This window comes from Acinetobacter sp. AS167, from assembly GCF_037152175.1.
Taxonomy (GTDB): domain Bacteria; phylum Pseudomonadota; class Gammaproteobacteria; order Pseudomonadales; family Moraxellaceae; genus Acinetobacter.
The window spans coordinates 44,633-66,723 of sequence record NZ_JBBCMP010000002.1 but is presented as its reverse complement, the minus strand read 5'-3'; the positions used below and the strand labels follow the sequence as shown (position 1 = coordinate 66,723).

The window sequence follows — 22,091 nt, the reverse complement described above, 5'->3', positions numbered from 1 at the left end:
GATAACGTATGGATGCGCATCAATATTCAAGTCCTACGGGCGGTGTAGATACTTCGGTTGGCATACCACGTAAATATGCATGGTTGGTTTTTGCACTCACATTTGGTTTGTTGATTTCTGACTATATGTCACGGCAAGTCTTAAATGCAGTATTTCCATTGGTCAAAAGTGAATGGGCTTTAACAGACAGCCAACTCGGATTATTAAGTGGGATTGTGGCGTTGATGGTGGGTTTATTAACCTTACCTTTATCGATCTTGGCAGATCGTTTTGGCAAAGTAAAAAGCTTAACTTTGATGGCCGTATTATGGAGTATGGCAACCTTAGGCTGTGCAATTGCTGAAAGTTATCAACATATGTTTATTGCCCGATTTATGGTGGGTGTTGGCGAAGCTGCCTATGGTAGTGTAGGGATAGCTGTTGTTGTAGCAGTTTTCCCCCGTGATATGCGTGCAACTTTAGCAAGTGCTTTTATGGCAGGTGGTGTATTTGGTTCATTCTTAGGCATGGCTTTAGGTGGTGTCATGGCTGAGCATTTTGGTTGGCGTTGGGCATTTGGTGGAATGGCTGTTTTTGGGCTGATTCTGGCATTTTTATACCCTATTGTGGTTAAAGAAAACAAGATAGGAAGCATTCAGCGAAAAATTAAGATCCAACAGAAACAGGATAAGTCGATAAGTCCTTTGAGATCGATTTATTCAAGTCGGTCTGTGATCGCCACTTATATTGGCAGTGGCTTGCAATTGTTTGTGGGTGGCACGGTCATCGTTTGGCTTCCCAGTTATCTCAATCGATATTACGGATTGGGGACAGATAAAGCTGGGTTGGTCGCAGCAATGGTTGTACTCAGTAGTGCAGTTGGTACGATTTTATGTGGGATGTTATGTGATCGTTTAGGACGAGATCGACCAGACCGAAAAGTCAGTTTGGCGATTGCATTTTGTTTGATCGGTTGTGTGTTGCTATTCATCGCTTTTGCCATGTCTGTCGGAAATGCTCAATTGATCATGATTTGTATTGGGATGTTTATCGCTTTGGGTACCAATGGACCATCCAGCGCAATGGTTGCCAACCTGACACATCATTCTGTACATAGCACAGCATTTGCAACTTTAACACTAGCAAATAATTTTCTCGGCTTAGCTTTAGGACCTTTAGTGATTGGGAAGCTATCTGATCTAATCGGTTTACATCACGCTTTTCAATTGATGCCACTGATGAGCATTGTGGCTGCTGCCGTATTCTTCTATGCAAAACGCCATTATGCCAATGATATTAAAAACTTTAATGTACAAACAGCACGACAAGGTCAAACAGTACAAGCACAGTCATGCAATATGGGTAATCAATAATGACGCGTAAAATGAATATTGAAGTTTTTTTTGATTTTATCTGTCCATGGTGTGTGATTGGAAAACGTCATTTACAGACTGCGATTCAAAAATTAAAACAAAGTGATCCAGATGTTGTGGTCAATATCCAATGGCGTGGTGTACAGCTTTTACCCCATATTCCGCTGTTGGGGGTTCCTTTTGATGCCTTTTATTTACAAAGATTAGGCAGTTCAACAGCGGTTCGAATGCGCCAAACTCAAGTTCGTCAAGCCGCGAAAGCGGTCAATGTCGATATTGATTTTGATCAGATTCGGCGTATGCCAAACACAGCTATGGCGCATCATTTTTTTGCAAACATTTCAAAAGTATATCATTCAGATCAAAGTGAGCGATTTTTAGATGCGCTATTCACAGCCTATTTTCATCATTCGGAAAATATAGGTGAGTTAGCAACATTGCAGAAAATAGCCATGTATTGTGGTTTTGCGAATGAGGTAGTTGAAAGTATTTTAGCCAAGCCATTTGTTCCTTTTATCTCAGCAGATACAGGGGGTAAAGGGGTGCCGTATTTTGTTTTTGATGGAAGTTTTGCAATGGCTGGGGCACAACCTGCAAGTGCACTTTATCAAGCAATGTTGGATACGCTTCAAGCACAAGGACAAATGGTATGACCTTGCGTTTTCAAGTTCCTCAAGAAAAAATCCCAACTGTAGGCAATCGATCCTTTTTGATGATTGGTGACCAATCCCTGATTTTATTTAATATTGCTGAACAATTTTATGCGATTGAAGACAGTTGCCCACATCAAGGTGCTTCTCTCCTCAATGGAAAATTGGAAGGCAAAGTGATTCAGTGTTGTGCACATGGTTTACGTTTTGACGTAGTAAATGGTTATTTACTCAATTCAACACAGCTGAAAGTACAAATATACCCAGTAGAGGTGATTGGAGAAAATATCTTTATTGGTTTAGATTCGGGAGCCGCGTTTGATGAGTAAATTAGCTCCTATTGTTTGGCGACAACGTCTAAGTGAACTCATGCCAGGATTTATTGTCAGTACTGTTGTTGCCGCAGCGGCCTGTTTTTTATCTGAGCATTATGGTGCGCCAGTGATGTTATTCGCTTTGTTGCTCGGGATGGGTGTGAACTTTCTTGCAACAGAAGGAAAGTGTAAAGCGGGTATCGAATTTACTGCGCGAGAAGTACTGCGTTTTGGGATCGCTTTACTCGGAATGCGAATTACCCTTGAGCAAATGACTGCGCTAGGTTGGCAACCCCTTGTTTTGGTGATTTCATTAGTTGTTATTACCATTCTAGCTTCAGTCATTACAGCCAAAGTGCTTGGATTTAATAAGTTTTTCGGTATGCTGACAGGAGGAGCGACGGCCATTTGTGGGGCTTCCGCAGCATTGGCCTTATCTGCTGCTTTACCAAGTCATCCTCAAAAAGAAAAAGCAACCTTATTCACGGTGATTGGGGTGTCCGCACTATCAACTTTGGCAATGATCGTTTATCCGATGATTGCGCGATGGTTAGAATTAACCCCTCAACATGCTGGAATTTTTTTAGGTGCAACTATCCATGATGTCGCCCAAGTGGTAGGGGCAGGCTATAGCATGTCTACAGAAGCAGGTGATACTGCAACAGTGGTGAAATTGATGCGCGTTGCCATGCTTTTACCCGTCATCATTTGTGCAGCCATGATTACTCGTAGGCAAGGTTCGCCGTCTACTGGGAAAAGACCACCATTGTTGCCATGGTTTGCAGTGGGATTTTTGATTCTCGCATGTATTAATAGTACTGGATGGGTGCCAACACTCGTTCAAGGTGGAATAAATGAATTATCTCGTTGGTGTTTGATTATTTCGATCAGTGCTTTAGGGATGAAAACACAATTAAAAGAGTTAGCAACAGTCGGTATAAAACCGATACTGCTGATGATTGGAGAAAGTATTTTTCTGGTATTGTTGGTATTAAGCCTGATGCATTGGTTGTTTTAATTGGTCATTCATTGAATAAAAGTTTTGCAAGGCGCAATAAAAAAATTTGCTAGGTGCAAAACTTTTGTTTTGATTCGTTTTTAAGTTATTGTTTTGAAATCAATACCAAACGTCAGTAGCTCATTGGTTTAATTTTTATCATATTCGCATCGATGATCTCGGTTTTATTGTGGGTACGCCAAGCATTCGGTGTTATGCCAAATTGACCAATAAACCATCGGGTAAAAGAGCTTGGCATAGAGTAACCAAGAATATCTGAAACTTGTGCCAATGAGTAATTGATATTTCTTAAATAGCGAAAGACCAAATTTTTGCGTACATCATTCATTAATTCACTAAAATTTGTTTGTGCGGCTTCTAGACGACGTTGCAACGTTCTAACATTGACCTCATGCGTTTGAGCAACTTGATCAATTGTAGCTCGTCCCATCGGTAAAAGCAGATAGATACTTTTACGGATATCAAAAATAAGTGATGACTCATTATCTTTTTGTAAGATGTCGAGATCTAAATAGCGCTGTGCATGGTCTGCCATTGCTGTATTTGCTTGTGGATTGATTTTATCAAGTTCAGATGATGAGCAGACAATACCATTAAACTCACTACCAAACTCAAATGAACTCCCAAAGATACGTTGATGCACAGATAAGTCATGTGGTGCATCATGCGTAAAATGAATGCTTAATGGTTGCCATTTTTGAGCTGACAATGTAGCACAGAATCGCTGAATAATCCCCAAAGCTAACTCAATTGCTTGGCGACTATATTTTACTGAAGCGGAAATAACTTCCACGCGAATAATCACTGTTTTTCCAACTTCTTCAATATATATTTCAAGCGCGTTATTGATGATATTTCTGTATTTTACAATTGTTTTTAAGGCATCACCTAAGGTTTGCTGATAACTTAACAATAGGCTAAGTTTGCCAAAATCAGCAATTTGTCGTTGTTCTGCCATATGTAGACCAAATACTTCGCAGCCACTGATTTGAGCAGAATGTTCTAACAATGTAATGACTTTATCGACCGAAATACGTTGTTTTGAATCATTTAATTGAGCAGAATAAATTCCAGCATCAGATAATAAATGGTATGGATTGAGGTCTAACTGTCGACTAACATCTAGATAATTTTTGAGTACGGCTGTATGTGCAAGAGGAATCAATTTCCAATCTCCTTATTTTTTTATTAACCATCCTGGTCAATACATTATTGTTTACAAACTTTGCTAATAAGCACTATAAAAATTTCTAGCATTTTTGCAATCTCGACAATTTTATCAAAATATCTTAAAAAAAGTATCTCAATTGAGTACACATTCAGGTGATAGAAATAAATTATCAAATTTGCTTAGAAACATGAGTGTTTTAAAAGGACTGAACTTTCTTGAGTAATCAGCAGCTTTATAAGCTAAGTTGGCTGTGCAAAGTCATTCGAATAGTACATCAACTCTATAAATCTGATTCATTAAAATTTCCCTGTAGTTCACTTTTTATGGTTTCAGTGGAATCTTTCTGAAACACGACACCATTATTCAAGCAGGTCTTCTTTAAAGCAATCTCAAGTACGTTATAAACAACATTTAGAATTTATTAACAAATATTTAAATTTTAAAATATAAAAATAAAATCAATACCTTATATTTTTGATTGCTTATGTTTGAAGGATTTTTTGATAGGTAATTTGTCATCAAATGAAAAGAAGTTGTCATCAAATGTGCATCAGCAAAATCAACTAAATCGTATTGTGAATAAGCAATTTATAGAATTCACATTCATTTATTCACTCATAATTTAAGGTAGATCAATGGAAAAAATACAAACAAAGGCAACTGTTTTAATTGTCCCAGGTTTACGTGACCATGTTGCTGAACATTGGCAAACCTTATTGGAAGAAAGGCTGGTCAAGGTACGATCTGTCCCTCCGCTGGAAACAGACAAAATCAACTGCATAAAAAGAGTTAAAGCGATCCAAGCACAACTAGAAGAAATCGATGGACCTGTGATTTTAGTTGCACATAGTGCAGGGGTATTAATGATCGTTCATTGGGCAGCTATATATCAACACAAGATTCAAGGAGCTTTGTTGGTGACACCACCTGATTTATCAGCCAAATGGCCTGAAAATTATCCAAATTCTGCAATGCTAAAAAAACTAGGATGGGATCCTTTACCCAACAAAATTTTGCCATTTCCAAGCATTGTGGTTGCAAGTACCAATGACCATTTAGCCAGTTACAGTGCAGTTACGACAATGGCAAAAACATGGGGCAGCCGATTGGTGAATTTAGGCGAAGTGGGGCATCTTAATCCAGCTGCTGGCTATGGCTATTGGGCACAAGCTGAACAATTTATTCAACAATTAGACCGAGTGGATGAGTCTATATGTATCGCTTAGTTTTAGATATTTATAGTGGAATGGTTTTAGAGATTGCTTGTTTAGTATACACGCCGTTTTAAGACAGCATTGCTCATAACTTAGTAGTATTCGTAACAGATTAAACAATTAAAAAAAATGCATATTTCAAAACAGTCAACATGGCTACTTATGAAATTAAATCAAATTAAATCATGTCGATATGGAGATCGAATGATGAAAAATTATTTATATAATAAACACACTGTTATTTTTACTCAAAAATTTGGTGTCTTTTTAATATTGTGCTTAAGCCTTTCAAAAGTATCTGCGACAAGTGTTGAGATTAATGATGATTGGAAATTTGAAACCAATACGATGTTCAGCTTAGGTGCAAATTGGAGTATTCAAGATGCTTCAAATCAGTTGGTGTATAAGCCTGATGCAAATCATATCGGTAAGAATGGTTTAAGCATAGATGTGAATGGCGACGATGGACATTTGAATTTCAGTAAAAACGATAATATTTCTCAAATTGCAAAAGGGCTGACCGAGTTTCGTTTAAAAGGAAAACACCAAGGTGCAGTACTCAGTGCTAAATATTGGTATGACCATGCTTATGAAACTGGTCGTGGAGATTTAAAAGCCTTTGATGATTCTAGATGGCCTAGATTAGCCAAATTTAAGGGTATTGATCTTTGGGATACCTATATCTGGAAAAACTTTACTTTACAAAATGGTCAAAATGCCAATCTAAAATTAGGTAAACATAGCTTAAATTGGGGGAAATCGCTGTTTTTCCAAAATGGTTTAAATTCAGTCAGTGCCTTGGATTATGCTGCAATCAATCGGCCGGGAGGGGAAGTAAAAGAACGAATAATTCCTGTCGAAATGTTTTCATTCGAGGCTGGAATAACGCCAAACCTTAAATTAGGTGGTTTTTATCAGTTTAAGTTTAGACCTTCTATTGTGGACGGTTGCGGGACATTTTTTGCAATTTCTGACTTTGTTCCAGAAAATTGTGGGCCAATTATTTTGACCGTTACACCAGGAGATAAGTTGTCTGAAAGTGCTTTAGATGCAAAGACCTATATTCCACGTTCAGAAAGTCGGTATGCTCGAAATAGCGGACAATATGGATTCTCTTTAAAGCAAAGCTTATTGGGTTGGAACAATGCTGAACTTGGCTTATATTTCGCAAATTATCACAGTCGTAATGCTAATTTTGACGGTACAGCAGTGACAGCCTCCGGACCTGCACATTTTAATACAGCCAGATTTTTTTCAGTTTATCCAGAAAATATCCAAATGTATGGATTAAGTCTTGCGGGAAAATTGGGTACTACGTCTGTTTTTAGCGAATTAACACATAAAGCAAATCAACCTTTGCAATTAAATGGTACAGATATTGTCTATGCACAAGTTCTAGATAAAGATACTCCGCTCACTCCACCTGGGGTTGCAGCTGAATTTGGACAATATCTTGAAGGTTATGTACGAACACCAGTAACGCAATTTTCAGTAGGTGCAAGTGATCATCTGAATAATATATTGGGTGCAACTACACTGAATTGGGCGGTAGAAATTGCAGTCAATCATATTGCAAATATCGGTAATCATCGCTTTGGGCGAGTAGGGGCTTTTGGGCGGAGTGAGCTTTCATCTGGTGCCTATAATCCTGAAACTGAGGAATACAAATGTACGCTTTATGGCACAGCACACCTTGCAAATGATGTAGTTGATCGTATGAATGAGCGCTTTTGTAATAAAGATGGTTTCTTTACTGAATGGTCTTACGGCTATCGTTTACGTGGAGTGTTAAGCTATCAAGATATTTTACCAGCAGTTGTCATTACACCTAGTTTTATCTTTCGCCATGACATAACAGGATCTAGCCAAAATTTTCAAGAAGGTCAAATGAGTATCGCAGCTACTATTTCAGTAAGCTATCAGCAAAAATATACTGCTGAACTTGCATATACCAATTTTTTTGGTTCGAATGATTTTAGTACAATCGATGACCGAGATTTTGCTTCATTGATATTTAAAGCTAATTTTTGAAGTTGGGAATTTAAAAATTGGATGCTATGTTTATTGGATCGTTGGTGTCAAAAAAAGCTCATCTTTTAATCATAAATATTTAACTTATTTATAGATCAAACGGCTATATAGCTTTGGGAAAAACTGATTTTTCTATTGTTGAAGGTATTAAATTATTCAAACTTATTGATATGGCAGCTGTTAGATTCTCTAAGGATATTGATTGTGATATGCTTTTTAATCATTATAAGAATGGGCATATCCCTCTCAATATTTAATCATATTTGCCAAGGCGAGGTGATCAGAATAAATGCTCAATAACTTTATAATTAGTAAGCTCACCGAAAATAAAAAATATAGATTTAATAATTAACATCATATTAATTCACTTCCAATCAAAACTAGAATTAAGCAATACAGAAGATAGAATAAGGATAAAAATTATTATCAATAGTATCTGTTAAATTGGCCTAAAATTAACCTGTTGTTTGGTGGTGAATTACATGAAATATGCATTAAATTATAATAATATGAACACTATTACAAGCTGTATTTTAAAAATAATATAAATTTAAATATTTGTTTTTAAATTATATTTTTAATAAACTATGTATTTAATTATAATATAAAAAAGTGTGAAAGTTTGCAAAACAAGGTAGGTAGTGATAAAAAATGTGCATTATCTGAATAGCTTAAAGTGTTCTAGCAGATATATTGAAGAATAGAAATATGAATGTTGGATATAAATAAATAATGAAAATTTATGAAATGGTGTTTCATAAAGGTATAGATGAAAGCACTCATTTTTTTTATAGTGAAAATACCTATGCTTCACGTCAGCATTTTATTGAATTAATACGTTTAGATATTGATGCTGAACTAAGTAATTTTAAATTGGCATGTCTAAGTGATGATCAATATGATTTAAAAGCATTATTTGAAGAAGTTCATAAAGAAAGCCATTTCCATGTAGATAGAATGGAAGCTGAATTTCTTCGTGATGCAATCGCTACAATTGACCAATGCATTTGTTTAAGAGTTAAAGAACGAGATGTTCTTCAGCCAAGTGGAAATACTTATCATCTTTAGTCACCCTCTAAATTTTATAGACATTCGTATAAATTTTTGATTTTCGGTCGACATGTTAAAGTGTCATATCGGTTCCCATTCTTCACCCCAGAACGAATGGGATTTTTTTTGATGAATAGATAAAATAACGTTTAAGTCTTAATATTTATTGATAAAATCGTAGTTTAACGAGGTCTCTATGACTAATTTGTAGTCTCTTAATAATGATGGTTCTATCCATACAAAACAAATACGAGCAACGATTGGAAAAGGTTAATATTAGTTGCTTTTCTTTGGATAATATCAGGGTTACTCTGTCCTCATATTTTTAATACATAAAATCAGATGAAAGAATATTTATTTTTTGTAAATGTAAGTGTTGAAAATAAAAGATATTCTAAAATTTTTTAGGTGTAAAACTTAAAAGAAAGATGGGAGTAATAAAGTATCCTAAAAAAGAATATTTAATATTATAGAAAATAAAGAGATGTTTAAGCTTGTAGTTATTGTGCTAAATTAGATTTAATGTATAGATTTTTACTTATTAATATTTTAAGTATATAATTTAATTATGTTTTTTGAAATGTGAACCACATATAATCCGATATGCATAAGCGGAATTTGAGCTCTGAGATCGGCATATTAATCTTTATGTTATTTGAACAATAATTAAATTAATTTTAACTTTTAACTTTTAACTTTATTAATCTATCAAATGAAATGTATTTATTTATGTTTTAAATGTAATAATAATTTAATTCCAATGTCTAAACATAATCTAAAGTAAAAACAATTTGATAGTGTGGTTTTGTGCTGTTAATTAGGGTCATTATTGAACACTTATTCGTCACATGTGATTATGTAAATGCTTTCACACTTCTTGTGTAAAAGTTAATAAATAATGCATATCACTGGACATAATATGAATATTTTAACAAAACTAACGCTAACTGTATTGTTAGGTACAGGATATATCGCGACTGCACAAGCTGCTGTTACTGGTCAAGTTGATGTCAAGCTGAATGTTTCAACAGGTTGTTCTGTTGAAGGTTCTGAAGTTGCTGGAGCTATGAACCAATTTGGTAGTTTGGATTTTGGTAAAACTTCTGGTACTTGGACCAACGTTCTAACTGCTCAGGTTGCTTCAGCAGGTACAGGTAGTCACCTCGCTGTAAAATGTGACAGTACAGATCCTGTTGCGTTTACTGTTGCAATTGATGGTGGTCAGCGTGCTGATCGTAGTCTTAAACATACCACTGCTGCAGACGTGGTTAGCTATAACGTCTATCGTGATGCAGCACGTACCAATCTCTACGCAATCAATACACCTCAAGCTTTCACAGCTGCGAGTGGTGAATCTCAAGAAGTCCCAATCTTTGGTGCAATTGCTGCAAACAGTGGAACTGCAAAAGCACAGGGTGACTATAAAGACACTTTGTTGGTAACAGTTAATTTCTAATCAGTATACGTAACAGTAAACAGGTTTGTTGTTGAACAAGCCTGTTTTAAGGAGGAACGTATGCACCTGTTACTTAAACAAAGCGTTGGATTGCTACTTTGTAGCCTTTTTTCGTCACTCTGTAGTGCTGGGCAGTTAGCCGCTAAGTTAAATATCCAACTTGAATTAGAGCCATCCTGCAAGATTAACAATCAGTCTGTAAATAACGAAACAACTGGCTTGAATTTTGGTCAGTTAGATTTCGGGGAAACTACTGCTGCATTTAATCGTGTGATTGAGACGAGTTTAAGTAATGCTTCTGCATCGGGTTTGACCATTCAATGTCCTGGCAATTCTCCGATAAAAGTTACTTTTGGTGCAGGACAGAATGACAGCAAGGTTCCAGCCCCTTTTAGTGCAAATTATTTCCGTGCTATCAGTAATGGTACCGATTTCCTTGCCTACAACATCTTATATGGCACTGCTCGGGAAGCATTAAAACCGAATCAAACCATCACTTTGACCAACAATGGTCAGCCACAGACGCTTAATATCATAGGTCAAACTGTTAATAATGGTCGGTCAGTCTCGCTTGGACAATATACCGACACTATTCCAATTACCATTGAATTTTAAAGAACAAAATCATGAAAAAAATAGGTTTAAGTGTTCTGCTTATGTTGGCTGGGCCGTGCGTATTTGCTGGAACAACAGCGAATTTTAAAGTGCAGGCAACCATTGAAAATGGCTGCAAACTCAGCAATGTTGAGCAGCGACTTAATTTTGGTCGTCATCCTGTTGTGGGACAGGGAAAGTTAACTGGGTCAGTCGTCAATACTGCACAAAGCTGGAATATCCAGTGCACTGCACGGTTACCAGTAAAGGTCATGTTGAATGGTGGAGATCACTTCTCAAATAATTCTCGACGGATGAAACATGCGCAACAGAATGAATTTGTGTCCTATCAGCTTTATCAGAACAGTAATTTGCAGAATGAATATACCAGTGGGAATAGTTACTCACTGACGTCAACCACTACATCGAATACTCTACTGGGTTTTTCAGTTTATGGTGTTGCAGATTTGAATAATAACAATCAACCACGATCAGCAGGCCTTTATAAAGATACGGTCGCAATTACGATTACATGGTGATTCTATGAGCTTAAATAAAATGAACATATGGTCGGGCAGGACTTTCTTTGCAGCCGCAATATTGATGATGACCTCACCTGTATTCGCACAGGCTACTTTTTTAATCTGGCCAATTTACCCTAAAATTGAAGAAAACGAAAAAGCCACTGCGGTATGGCTACAAAATACTGGTAACTCTGATGCCATGGTACAGATTCGGGTATTTAAATGGGATCAGAATCATCAGCAAGATGCTTTTGAGGAGCAAACTGAGATTATCCCAAGTCCGCCGGTGGCAAAGATCAAAGCCGGTGAAAAGCATATGTTGCGTTTAACTCGGGCAACCTCAGTACCAGATACAAAAGAACTTGCCTATCGAATTATTGTTGATGAACTGCCGATCAAGCTCAATCCAGAAAACGATAAAGAAGCCTCGACAGTCAGTTTTCAGATGCGTTATTCAATTCCCTTGTTTAGCTATGGCAAAGGACTTGGCAGTGGCTTGACTGAGCTTTCACAAAAAACCAATGCGAAAAATCCTTTGGCTAAACCGATATTAAGCTGGTGGGTCAAAAATAATGAACAGGGTAAACCTGAACTTTATATTCAAAATACCGGTTCAAAATTTTCACGACTTTCAGGAATTAAATTGACTCCAACTTCAGAACAAATGGCTTTTGGCAAAACTGCCTTTGGTTATGTGTTGGCAAACAGCACCATGAAGTTTGATCTGGACAGCAAGATACTCAACAGCCTAAGTGGTCAAACAAGCTTGTATGGAATCGACAGTTCAGGGGTACAACAGGAGTTGATTGAGATTAAAAAACAAGGAGGGAGATAAATGGGTTATTTATCTGGTTTAAATTCACCTTCTTTTTTATGCAAAAGCCTGACCTTTATATTGATCTCGAATATCCCAATGTTGAGCTGCAATGTGTATGCAAATGGCTTACCTCCACCACCGAGAGATGTTTCAGAAGTGAATAGCTTATTTAAGCTCTATCTGGACTTGGTGATCAATCAATACTCGACACAACGGGTTGTTCCCATCATAGTCAAAGGAGATCATTATTTTATCCAGCAGTCAAAACTGGATGAATTACAGATCAAGCTGCCTGTGGATGCCCTACAGCAACAGACCGAAAAAAACCTGACTGATCTGGATGTATTTACTCTAGGCTTTTCGGGCAAGGCCTTGGATTGGGTCAGCCTCAATCAGATTCCCGAATTGAAGTATGAATATAATTCAGCACAACAGTATTTTAGTCTAGATCTTCCAGCCAGCTGGATGCCGGTGCAAATACGTGGATTAGACTCCTGGTATCAACCTGAAACAGCACAGTCGGGTATTGGTTTATTAAATAACTATGACTTTTATACCTACCGCCCAGAGAATGGTGGCTATAGCAGTACGCTATTTACAGAACAACGCTTTTTCTCACCTTATGGGGTACTGAGAAACTCTGGGGTCTATAGCAAAACAGATTTTAATTCTGTTGGAAAAGACTCAAATCAAAATAATGATGGCTACCGTCGCTATGACACCACTTGGCAATATGATGACCCAGTCAGGGTATTTTCATTTTTAGCGGGTGATGTAATTACCGGAAGTAAAAACGCATGGGGAAGTTCAGTGCGTTTAGGTGGATTACAACTCCAGCGTAATTTTGGTACTCGCCCAGATTTGATTACTTATCCTTTACCGCAGTTTAAAGGACAAGCGACCTTACCAAGCACCGTAGATTTATTGATCAATGGACAGAAAGCCAATTCAACCGATGTACAGTCAGGCCCCTTTATTCTTAATAATGTTCCGTTTATCAATGGTAAAGGCGAGGCGGTGATTGTCACCACGGACAGCGTGGGTCGTCAGGTGGCCACCTCAGTGCCATTTTATATTTCGAATACTTTGCTTAAACCTGGATTATTGGATTATTCGGTGTCGATGGGGCAAATCCGCGAAGATTATGGAATCAAAAACTTTTCATACGGCAAGTTTGCTGGTTCAGCGGATGCACGTTATGGGATCAATGATTGGCTCACCGCTGAAGGGCGGGTTGAACTTTCAGATTCAATTCAGTTGGCTGGACTGGGTTCAGTACTCAAGCTGAATCAGTTTGGTGTGTTAAGTGGTTCGGCAACTCAAAGCTGGGCAGACCGTGAATTTAATCGGATCAATAGTCAAAACATGAAGGGAAATCAATATACTTTAGGCTATAGCTATAACCAGCAACGCTTTGGATTTAGTCTCAATCATACCCAACGCGATCAGGACTATTATGATCTTTCGCGTTTACAATATAGCAATTTGATTTCAGCCAACAGTCATAAAAGTTCGGTTGCCAATACTTATTTTGCGACGGATAAGTCAGGTACTTTTGGGGTGGCCTATATCCAAACCAAGAACCGCGACATCAAAAATAAACTAATGAACCTGTCTTGGGCACCGGTATTACCCTCCTATCTGCGTGGTGCGACAGTGTCGTTAAGTGCCAATCGGGATTTTATAGAAAAAGACTGGAGTGCTGCATTTCAGTTGTCGGTTCCTTTTTCCAAAAGCAGATCCACAGCCAGTTTAGGCTATAGTCAGCAATCTAACGGCGATTATGGTTATATCAACTATAACCGTAGTGCACCGTTGGACGGAGGGGTTGGTGTAGATTTAACTCGACGCTTTAATGAAAAAAGTGATGATTTTAATCAAGCACGAATAAGCTACCGTAACCAATATTTTAATACCGATATCGGCATGTCGGGTAGCAATGACTATAACTACTGGTTTGGACTTTCTGGTTCAGTAGTGTTGATGTCAGGCAATGTCTTTGCTGCCAATCGATTGGGTGAGTCTTTTGCCTTGATTGATACTAACAAAGTTGCAGATGTTCCTGTGCATTATGAAAACAGCCTTGTGGGGCGGAGTAATGCCAAGGGTTATGTTTTTGTACCGTCAGTGACCCCGTATTACGCAGCCAAATACAGCATCAACCCGATAGATTTACCTTCTAACTTTAATGCAACTCAAGTTGAAAATCGGATTGCGGCAAAACGCGGTTCAGGTGTAGTGATTGGTTTCCCAATTAAACAATCTTATGCGGCAAATGTGTCTTTGGTACAGAGTAATGGGCAAGCGGTTCCAGTGGGTGCGGTGGTACATCGTACAGATCAAGAATCGAGTTATGTAGGGATGGATGGAATTGCTTATCTTGAAGATCTGGCGGCAGAAAATACAATTCGAGTGCAACTGCCAGATCAGCACCTATGTGAAGCAAATTTTTCGTTAGATTTAAAAAAAGCGCAACAACAGATCGCAGTGATTAAATCGGTTGTTTGTCATGAGGTGGTTAAACCATGATTACTTTGAAAAAAATAATACCCACAGGCCTTTTATTCTCTGGGTTGATATTGATTACTGCTCAGAGTTATGCAGATTGTGAAGTTAGCACCAGTGGCAATACTTCGATTGGGAAGATTCCTTCAATTACATTAGCCGAAACGGGGATACAATCTACAAAGTTTAATTCAGGGATGAGTTGTCAGGCATTTTTGACTGTATTAACAACGAATTATTTATATTATCGAATAGATCAAATGCCAGTCAACTATATAAATAATGCGACAGGTGAGCGCATTACAGTAAATTATTTAGATACGAATAACAATGTAATTAAAGTCGGATCTGAAAGAGATTTAGGTGGATTTTCACTTGTGAACTTATTTAGTGGACCCGGTGGTTCCTTACAATTTATTGCAAATGTTAATCCAGGCCAAGCCGTATCACCTGGGATATATCAAGCTGAACAGCCATTCAAACTAAAATGGTGGTATTCAGTAGCAGGTTTTGGGATTGGAGCATTTTCTACCAAATTTGAAAGCCCTGGTTTTAGTCGAGGATATTTAGGATTTGGTCCTGATACTTGGGGAGGTTCTTGGGGGAGTGGTAGAGATTCTGCTTTTGACTTAAGCCTTGAGGTTCTACCTGATTGTCGCATATCAACTAGAGATGTTAATTTTGGAACGGCTGCTTTTGCGACAGCCTTTGAGCCTGTTCAAACTTCAATGGGAGTACGCTGTTCTGTAAAAACGCCTTATAATGTGGGATTAAACAATGGGTTATATCCACAAAGTGGTAATCAACGTGCGATGAAGGCGGTCAATAGCAATAACTTTCTACGTTATGAAATATATAAAAATTCAACTACTGATCGTTGGGGCAGCAACGGAGCTGAGAAATGGTCAAGCAGTAATGCAACCACAAATGCTGGTATTTATGATGCAAAAACTCAACAGGGTTATACCTTCACAACAAAAATCCTTGAAAATAATCCTGACAATTTACCGGCTGATAAATACAGTGATACTGTGACTGTACAGGTTGAATTCTAGTAATACTGATAATGACATCATGATAAAAAATTATGATGTCATAAAAATAAACATATAAATAAATTATAAGACTTAATGTAAATCATAAATTTATCTTTAATATAAATTACCGTTCATCGTTTTTCTTAATTGAAAGTATTATTTTAAATTTTTTGTTTGTAAACATTTTGTTTTTTGAAGTGAGAATATAGAGTGTTTTATAAATTTAAAATTTAAAATGTAAAAGAAAAAATTCAAATTAAGATATTATTTTTTTATACGCTTGTATTTTTATTTATTTTTATGGGTGTGTTATTTGAAACGTTTGTAGTGTTTAAAACATAAATATAATTTTCAACAGGTGTTTTTTTTGTGAATTAAATATTATAATATTTTTTTTAAATGAAAAGGTTATCTGTTGTGCGTGTCTATGCATATTGTAGAGTTGACAATATATCTATAAATAAAAATATTTGTGTTGATTTTATTTCAAATGCGGGTTATGAAATACCAGTTAAGAGAATCATTGTGGAAGAAGTAGAAGTTGGTATATCATTAAAGCACAGAAATAAATTTATTAATTTAGTTAATTATTCTATGGAAAGTGGAGATATATTATTAGTCAATGGAATTGATTCATTAGGTGGGAATTTTAATGAAGTTTTTTCAAGTGCTAATTTAATATTTAAAAAAAAAATTAAATTAATTTGTTTAGAGTTTTCAAAGAACGAAATCTCAGGAGACCTTAAGAAATTTTTTATACACTTTTTGAAGCTATGTGCTGATTTTGAAGGAAAAGCTAATATTTCAAAAAAAAGTGTCCTCAATAAAGCAAAAAAGCGTGTTGGTCGTCCTGAAATTTTAAGCGATAAACAAAAAAAAGAAGCTTTGGAGAATTTTAAAAAAGGTCACAGCATTTATTCAATCGCTAAGCATTATTCAGTTACTCGAACTGTAATCCAACGCTTAATACTAAAATCCTCTGATGTCATTAATAGTGACGACCAATAGATGAGGAATAAAAAACTTGATAAGAATCATATAAGCAGGTTTGCAATTGCTCAAAAAAAAACTGATGTTAAGAAAACAATTATTGTGCAATTGGTTTATGTGTTACGACAAGCAAATCATAAAAAAGCAAAAAATTTGATCAGTCAGTATAGTATTGAAATTAAGTCGCTAAATGGTTTGGTCAACTATAGAGTTCAAGGAATTAAGCATGGAGGAAAAACCATTATATTTTTATATGGATCAAGTCTATATGTTGTGGATTTAACAAAATCATTATTTAAATAGATTTTATAATTTTTTAATGCAGGTATGGGTTTTTGCTATTAACTTTATAAGTTTAATAGTAAGTTAAATGATTGAGTTAAATCAAAAATATACATCTATTTATATTTTTAAGTTATGTTTTTAATTTTTTTAATGTTGGTTATTTGAAAGTATGGCGATGGTAATTAATATATTATGCAAATAAAAATTTTTATAAAAAATAGAATTTTATAGTATTATTTTATGCTAATTTACTCATGTAAATAATATGATTGATTTAAATAGTATAAATAACAAGTATTTAATTTTGTTTTTTAATTAATGTTTTGATCTAAGAGACTATTTTTTTGAATTATGTGATCTTAAAAAACATTCAATTAAAATTATTTATAAAGAGAGAATTTATATGTGATTTTATTAAGAGAAATTATAAATTTATTTTAAGGAAGCCGATATCGAAGAATTTGGGAAATATCAAAAAATGTTAGATACTTCCCAAATCGCAATAGTAAATCGATAAATAAATAAACTGTGTTAATTTAAAAATCTTAATTTAAAGTGGGCATTGAAAATTGTTTATTTTCACGGATGTTCGCAGAAGGCCAGCGTTGAGTAATCGTTTTTCTGCGTGTATAAAAACGGACACCATCTGGACCATATGCATATAAATCACCAAATAGTGAGCGCTTCCACCCCCCAAAACTATGATAAGCGACAGGTACAGGCAAAGGAACATTGATGCCAACCATCCCCACTTTAATATGATCAGAGAAATAACGTGCTGCTTCTCCATCACGAGTATAGATACATGTACCATTACCATATTCGTGATTATCAATCAGATCCATAGCTTCTTGCATAGTCTCTACCCGCATGATTTGTAAGACTGGACCAAAAATTTCCTGCTGATAACTATGCATGTTTGGTGTAACTTGATCAATTAAGGTCGGTCCCACAAAGAAGCCATTTTTATAGTCACCAACGGTTGCTTGTCTACCATCCACGACAATTTTTGCACCTTGTTGCTCAGCACTGTCGATAAAACCAACCACTTTAGCTTTATGGTCTGCTGTGATTACAGGCCCAAAATCATTATTTTTATTGGAAAAATGTCCAAATTTTAATTTACTGATTTCATTTTGAAGTTTTGTAATCACGGTATCCGCAATCTCATCACCGACTGCAACAGCAACAGAAAGTGCCATACAACGTTCACCTGATGAACCAAAAGCTGCACCAAGTAGAGAATTAACCACATTATCTACATCAGCATCTGGCATGATAATCGCGTGATTTTTTGCACCACCTAAAGCTTGACAACGTTTACCCGCAGCTGTTGCCGTTTTATAAATATATTCAGCGATTGGAGTTGAGCCGACAAAGCTTATGGCTTGGATACGTGGATCGTTTAAAAGTGTATCTACAGCAACTTTATCCCCATTGACCAAATTGAAGACACCATCGGGAAGACCTGCTTCTTTTAATAATTGTGCGATATATAATGTTGAGGATGGATCACGCTCGGATGGTTTTAAAATAAAGCAGTTACCACAGACAATTGCCATTGGGAACATCCAAAGCGGCACCATCACTGGGAAGTTAAAAGGGGTAATCCCTGCAACGACACCTAAAGGCTGAAATTCACTCCAAGAGTCAATATTGGGGCCTACATTTTTTGAAAATTCACCTTTTAAAAACTCAGGGGCACCACAAGCATATTCAACATTTTCTATACCGCGCTGTAATTCTCCTGCAGCATCATGACAAATTTTTCCGTGCTCTAAACCAATTAGCTCACAGATTTTATCTGCATTCTTTTCAAGTAACTCTTTAAACTTAAACATGACTCGCGCACGTTTGATGACGGGTGTGTCGCGCCATGCAGGAAATGCATTTTCTGCTGCTACTATTGCTTCAAGTACCGTTTTTTGGCTAGCAATGGCAACTTCGGAATTTGATTCACCTGTTGCTGGGTTAAATACTTTTTGAGTGCGGCTTGCTTCAGTTGAGAGTTGTCCATTAATGAAATGCCCGATGGTATTCATTGATATCTCCTTGTTTATTTTCGTTGAAAAATTAAGACCATAATTGTTGATAAAGTTTTACGATTTCTTCTTTCGTCGGTAGACGAGGGTTATTACTGGGTGAGCCTGAAGCAAGTGCCTGTTCTGCCATAGTATTTACAACTTCATCAAAATATCTTTTATCTGCACCAAAAGCTTCCAAGGTTGGCACTTGCAGTGATGAATTAATGTCTTTTAATGCTTCAATTAACTTAGCATTGGCAGATTCAACAGAATCAGTTTGCTGCGCTGCGCCAATGGCTTTTGCGCAATCAGCATATTTTTCAGGTTCGGCCGGAATTGAATATTCGATGATCATGGGCAATAACATGGCATTCGATAAACCATGTGGGACATGGAAAAATGCGCCAATAGGTCGGCTCATGCCATGAACTAAAGCGACCGAAGCATTATTAAAAGCCACACCTGCCAATGTTGCACCAAGCATTAAAGCTTCTCTGGCACCTTTGTCACTTGGGTCTAGATAGACTTTTTTTAGATTGGGTCCAATTAAGCGCATTGCTTCCAATGCTTGGGTATCACTATATAAATTGGCTTTTTTACTGGTATAGGCTTCAATCGCATGTGTTAAGGCATCAATCCCAGTATCCGCTGTGGTACGAGCAGGCAAGCTTAAAGTAAGTTCATAATCCACAATTGCAGCGATCGGCATAAAACCAGCACCAACACAAAGCATTTTTTCATTGCTTTCATCATCGGTAATGATGGTGAATTTGGTTGCTTCGGAACCTGTCCCTGCAGTTGTTGGAACAGCAATAATCGGTAAGCCTTGTTCATTGACTTGCCGAGGAAATTTGTAATCTCTGATTTTTCCACCATAGCGACCTAAGATACCAATCGCTTTTGCGCTGTCAATTGGACTCCCACCACCAATGGCAATAATTGAATCATATTGTTTTGTTTGAATAAATTTGACTCCAGCCTCAATAGAACTTGATGTTGGTTCTGGAATAGTTTGATCAAAATAGTCTGCTTCAATATGCTCATTTTTGAGAATATTTTGAATATCAGCGATATAGCCCAATTTCACCATCATTTGATCGGTAATGATCAATGGTTTATGGCAGCCTAAGCTTTTTAAAATTTCAGGGATTTTTTTTCTAGCATTTTTTCCAACTTCAATAAATCGGGGCAATAAAATTGTATGTGACATCAGCGAACTCCATTTTAGTTTCATTCCATTTACATGCATTTTTCATTTGAAAATGATGAGTTTGCATGCTGTAGATTAGTTTTATAATACTTGTATATTGATATGTATCGTATCAATATAAATTAATATGTAAATAGGCGTTTTATGATTTTTACTAAAATAAAAATATTTATATATAAATAACAATATCTTGAGTGATTTTTTAAAGTGGAAAATATTTTTATCTAGCTTCATCATTAAAAATTGGATATACATGTATATCGATACAATATGTATCATAATAATTAAATAAATGGAGTTTAAGATGTTAGGACTATTTGGAATAGTAGTTTCTTTGATTTTGCTGATGTATTTAGCTTATAGAGGCTTTAGTGTCATTATTTTGGCGCCTGTACTTGCACTGTTTGCAGTCATTTGGAGTGGAATGACACATGAATTATTAGGATTTTATTCGCAAGTATTTATGAGTGGTTTAGGTGGTTATATTATCAAATATTTTCCACTTTTCCTTTTAGGTGCAGTCTTCGGAAAGCTCATGGACGATAGTGGTTCGGCCCGTACGATTGCAATTTTTTTTGTTGAACGTTTAGGGCATCACCGCGCGATGTTATCGATCGTTATTTCCTGTGCGATATTAACTTATGGTGGTGTTTCACTTTTTGTAGTGGGTTTTGCAGTATTTCCCATTGCTTCGGCATTATTTAAAGAATTGGGTATTCCTAAACGATTCATTCCAGCTGCAATTATGCTTGGTGCATTAACCTTTACCATGACTGCTTTACCTGGAACTCCCGCGATTCAAAACGCAATCCCAATGCCGTATTTTAAAACGGATCTATATGCGGCTCCTGTTCTTGGCATCATTGCATCAATTTTTATGTTAATTACGGGGATGTGGTGGCTAAATAGAAGAGTCAAGCATTCAATAAAACAAGGTGAAGGGTATGGTAATCACATCGAAAATCATAAAGAAATTTTAACCCACTCAGATCCGAGTTTGCTAATTGCAATGATCCCGATTGTATTGGTTATTTTATCTAATTTAATGTTATCTAAAGTAATTTTTCCAAATATGGATACTTCATATTTGGCAACTGCTCAATTTGGTAATACAAGTTTGAATTCAGTGATTGGCCTTTGGTCTATTATTACGGCATTGGTCATCGCATGTATTGCCATTATTGGTCTAAATTGGAAGCGAATTAACGATATTCGAGACAGCATTCAAAATGGTGTTTCTTCTTCTTTTTTACCGATTTTTAATACTGCCTCAGAAGTTGGATATGGGTCAGTTATTGCTTCCTTAGCTGGTTTTGTCATTTTAAAAGATTTTTTAGTCAGTTTAGCACCCAGTAATCCGCTGGTTTCAGAAGCAATTTTGGTCAATGTACTGGCTGGCATCACCGGCTCTGCTTCTGGTGGCTTGAGTATCGCATTAAATACGATGGGCGAAACCTATATGAACCTAGCGCAAGATTTTGGTATTTCACCAGAATTAATGCACAGAGTCGCTTCTATGGCTTCAGGTTCTTTAGACTCACTTCCACATAACGGTGCGGTGATTACTATTATTGCACTTTGCGGTCTTACACATAAACAGTCCTATTATGACATGTTTGTTGTCGCAGTTATTTTCCCCCTGATGGCACTGATCGGAGTGATAACGCTTGGAACATATTTTGGATCATTTTAACGACTGAATTGTTGAGACTAGATGCTTGTGCATGTTGAGTAGTTCTTATGCCTCAGTAAACTTTATAAATTATGCAACTTATATTCTTCCATAGAAATGAATATGTTGGATTTAAAAGCTTGTAATACACTCTTTACAGTTAAAGTTTACATAGGG

The 22,091-nt window shown here is 36.4% G+C and carries 19 protein-coding genes; 16 read left to right on the top strand and 3 right to left on the bottom strand.

Features of this window, described 5'->3' with window-relative positions:
* Positions 1 to 8 precede the first annotated feature (8 nt).
* From WFN33_RS03710 to WFN33_RS03695, 4 genes are read left to right on the top strand one after another with little or no spacing between them, the layout of a single operon-like run.
* Positions 9 to 1,352, top strand: a complete 1,344-nt coding sequence (locus WFN33_RS03710; protein ID WP_336951592.1) for an MFS transporter — start codon at positions 9 to 11, stop codon at positions 1,350 to 1,352.
* Positions 1,352 to 2,005, top strand: coding sequence for a DsbA family oxidoreductase (locus WFN33_RS03705; RefSeq protein WP_336951590.1), 654 nt, complete (start codon positions 1,352 to 1,354; stop codon positions 2,003 to 2,005). Before WFN33_RS03710 ends, WFN33_RS03705 begins: the two co-directional genes overlap by 1 nt.
* The gene (locus WFN33_RS03700; protein WP_336951588.1) at positions 2,002 to 2,331 is read left to right on the top strand and encodes a Rieske (2Fe-2S) protein; all 330 of its coding nucleotides are present in this window, start codon (positions 2,002 to 2,004) and stop codon (positions 2,329 to 2,331) included. The genes WFN33_RS03705 and WFN33_RS03700 overlap by 4 nt, the downstream gene beginning before the upstream one ends.
* Positions 2,324 to 3,334: a YeiH family protein gene (locus tag WFN33_RS03695; protein ID WP_336951586.1), complete on the top strand. Its 1,011-nt coding sequence runs from the start codon at positions 2,324 to 2,326 to the stop codon at positions 3,332 to 3,334. The genes WFN33_RS03700 and WFN33_RS03695 overlap by 8 nt, the downstream gene beginning before the upstream one ends.
* Before the next feature lie 112 nt (positions 3,335 to 3,446).
* Here the strand turns inward: WFN33_RS03695 and WFN33_RS03690 are convergent, their stop codons facing one another.
* Positions 3,447 to 4,499: an AraC family transcriptional regulator gene (locus tag WFN33_RS03690; RefSeq protein WP_336951584.1), complete on the bottom strand. Its 1,053-nt coding sequence runs from the start codon at positions 4,497 to 4,499 to the stop codon at positions 3,447 to 3,449.
* Positions 4,500 to 5,140: 641 nt separating this feature from the next.
* Here WFN33_RS03690 and WFN33_RS03685 point away from each other — a divergent pair.
* The 11 genes from WFN33_RS03685 (at position 5,141) to WFN33_RS03635 (ending at position 17,026) form a co-directional block, all read left to right on the top strand.
* Complete coding sequence (locus WFN33_RS03685) at positions 5,141 to 5,731, top strand: RBBP9/YdeN family alpha/beta hydrolase (protein ID WP_336951582.1); 591 nt, start codon at positions 5,141 to 5,143, stop codon at positions 5,729 to 5,731.
* A 192-nt stretch (positions 5,732 to 5,923) separates the two neighbouring features.
* Positions 5,924 to 7,750: a DUF1302 domain-containing protein gene (locus WFN33_RS03680; RefSeq protein ID WP_336951580.1), complete on the top strand. Its 1,827-nt coding sequence runs from the start codon at positions 5,924 to 5,926 to the stop codon at positions 7,748 to 7,750.
* Between the two features lie 732 nt (positions 7,751 to 8,482).
* On the top strand, positions 8,483 to 8,818 hold the full coding sequence (locus WFN33_RS03675) for a hypothetical protein (protein WP_336951578.1): 336 nt from the start codon (positions 8,483 to 8,485) through the stop codon (positions 8,816 to 8,818).
* A 901-nt stretch (positions 8,819 to 9,719) separates the two neighbouring features.
* Positions 9,720 to 10,256, top strand: a complete 537-nt coding sequence (locus WFN33_RS03670) for a Csu type fimbrial protein (protein ID WP_336951576.1) — start codon at positions 9,720 to 9,722, stop codon at positions 10,254 to 10,256.
* Positions 10,257 to 10,316: 60 nt separating this feature from the next.
* On the top strand, positions 10,317 to 10,871 hold the full coding sequence (locus tag WFN33_RS03665; RefSeq protein ID WP_336951574.1) for a spore coat protein U domain-containing protein: 555 nt from the start codon (positions 10,317 to 10,319) through the stop codon (positions 10,869 to 10,871).
* Between the two features lie 11 nt (positions 10,872 to 10,882).
* On the top strand, positions 10,883 to 11,389 hold the full coding sequence (locus WFN33_RS03660) for a Csu type fimbrial protein (protein ID WP_336951572.1): 507 nt from the start codon (positions 10,883 to 10,885) through the stop codon (positions 11,387 to 11,389).
* 19 nt (positions 11,390 to 11,408) lie between these two features.
* Complete coding sequence (locus WFN33_RS03655; protein WP_336952127.1) at positions 11,409 to 12,209, top strand: fimbrial biogenesis chaperone; 801 nt, start codon at positions 11,409 to 11,411, stop codon at positions 12,207 to 12,209.
* Complete coding sequence (locus tag WFN33_RS03650) at positions 12,210 to 14,720, top strand: fimbria/pilus outer membrane usher protein (RefSeq protein ID WP_336951570.1); 2,511 nt, start codon at positions 12,210 to 12,212, stop codon at positions 14,718 to 14,720.
* Positions 14,717 to 15,751 carry a Csu type fimbrial protein gene (locus WFN33_RS03645; protein WP_336951568.1) on the top strand — a complete coding sequence of 345 codons (1,035 nt, stop codon included), beginning with the start codon at positions 14,717 to 14,719 and terminating at the stop codon, positions 15,749 to 15,751. Before WFN33_RS03650 ends, WFN33_RS03645 begins: the two co-directional genes overlap by 4 nt.
* A 399-nt stretch (positions 15,752 to 16,150) precedes the next feature.
* Complete coding sequence (locus WFN33_RS03640; RefSeq protein ID WP_336951566.1) at positions 16,151 to 16,741, top strand: recombinase family protein; 591 nt, start codon at positions 16,151 to 16,153, stop codon at positions 16,739 to 16,741.
* The gene (locus tag WFN33_RS03635) at positions 16,742 to 17,026 is read left to right on the top strand and encodes a hypothetical protein (protein ID WP_336951564.1); all 285 of its coding nucleotides are present in this window, start codon (positions 16,742 to 16,744) and stop codon (positions 17,024 to 17,026) included. It abuts the gene before it with no gap.
* Between the two features lie 527 nt (positions 17,027 to 17,553).
* Here WFN33_RS03635 and WFN33_RS03630 read toward each other — a convergent pair.
* Together WFN33_RS03630 and WFN33_RS03625 are read right to left on the bottom strand one after the other, a co-directional pair.
* On the bottom strand, positions 17,554 to 19,050 hold the full coding sequence (locus WFN33_RS03630) for a CoA-acylating methylmalonate-semialdehyde dehydrogenase (protein WP_336951563.1): 1,497 nt from the start codon (positions 19,048 to 19,050) through the stop codon (positions 17,554 to 17,556).
* 31 nt (positions 19,051 to 19,081) lie between these two features.
* Positions 19,082 to 20,242 (bottom strand): iron-containing alcohol dehydrogenase, encoded by a 1,161-nt coding sequence (locus WFN33_RS03625; RefSeq protein WP_336951561.1) that lies wholly within the window; start codon positions 20,240 to 20,242, stop codon positions 19,082 to 19,084.
* Between the two features lie 304 nt (positions 20,243 to 20,546).
* Between WFN33_RS03625 and WFN33_RS03620 the strand changes: the two genes are divergently transcribed.
* The gene (locus WFN33_RS03620; protein ID WP_336951558.1) at positions 20,547 to 21,935 is read left to right on the top strand and encodes a GntP family permease; all 1,389 of its coding nucleotides are present in this window, start codon (positions 20,547 to 20,549) and stop codon (positions 21,933 to 21,935) included.
* The last annotated feature ends 156 nt before the right edge of the window (positions 21,936 to 22,091 follow it).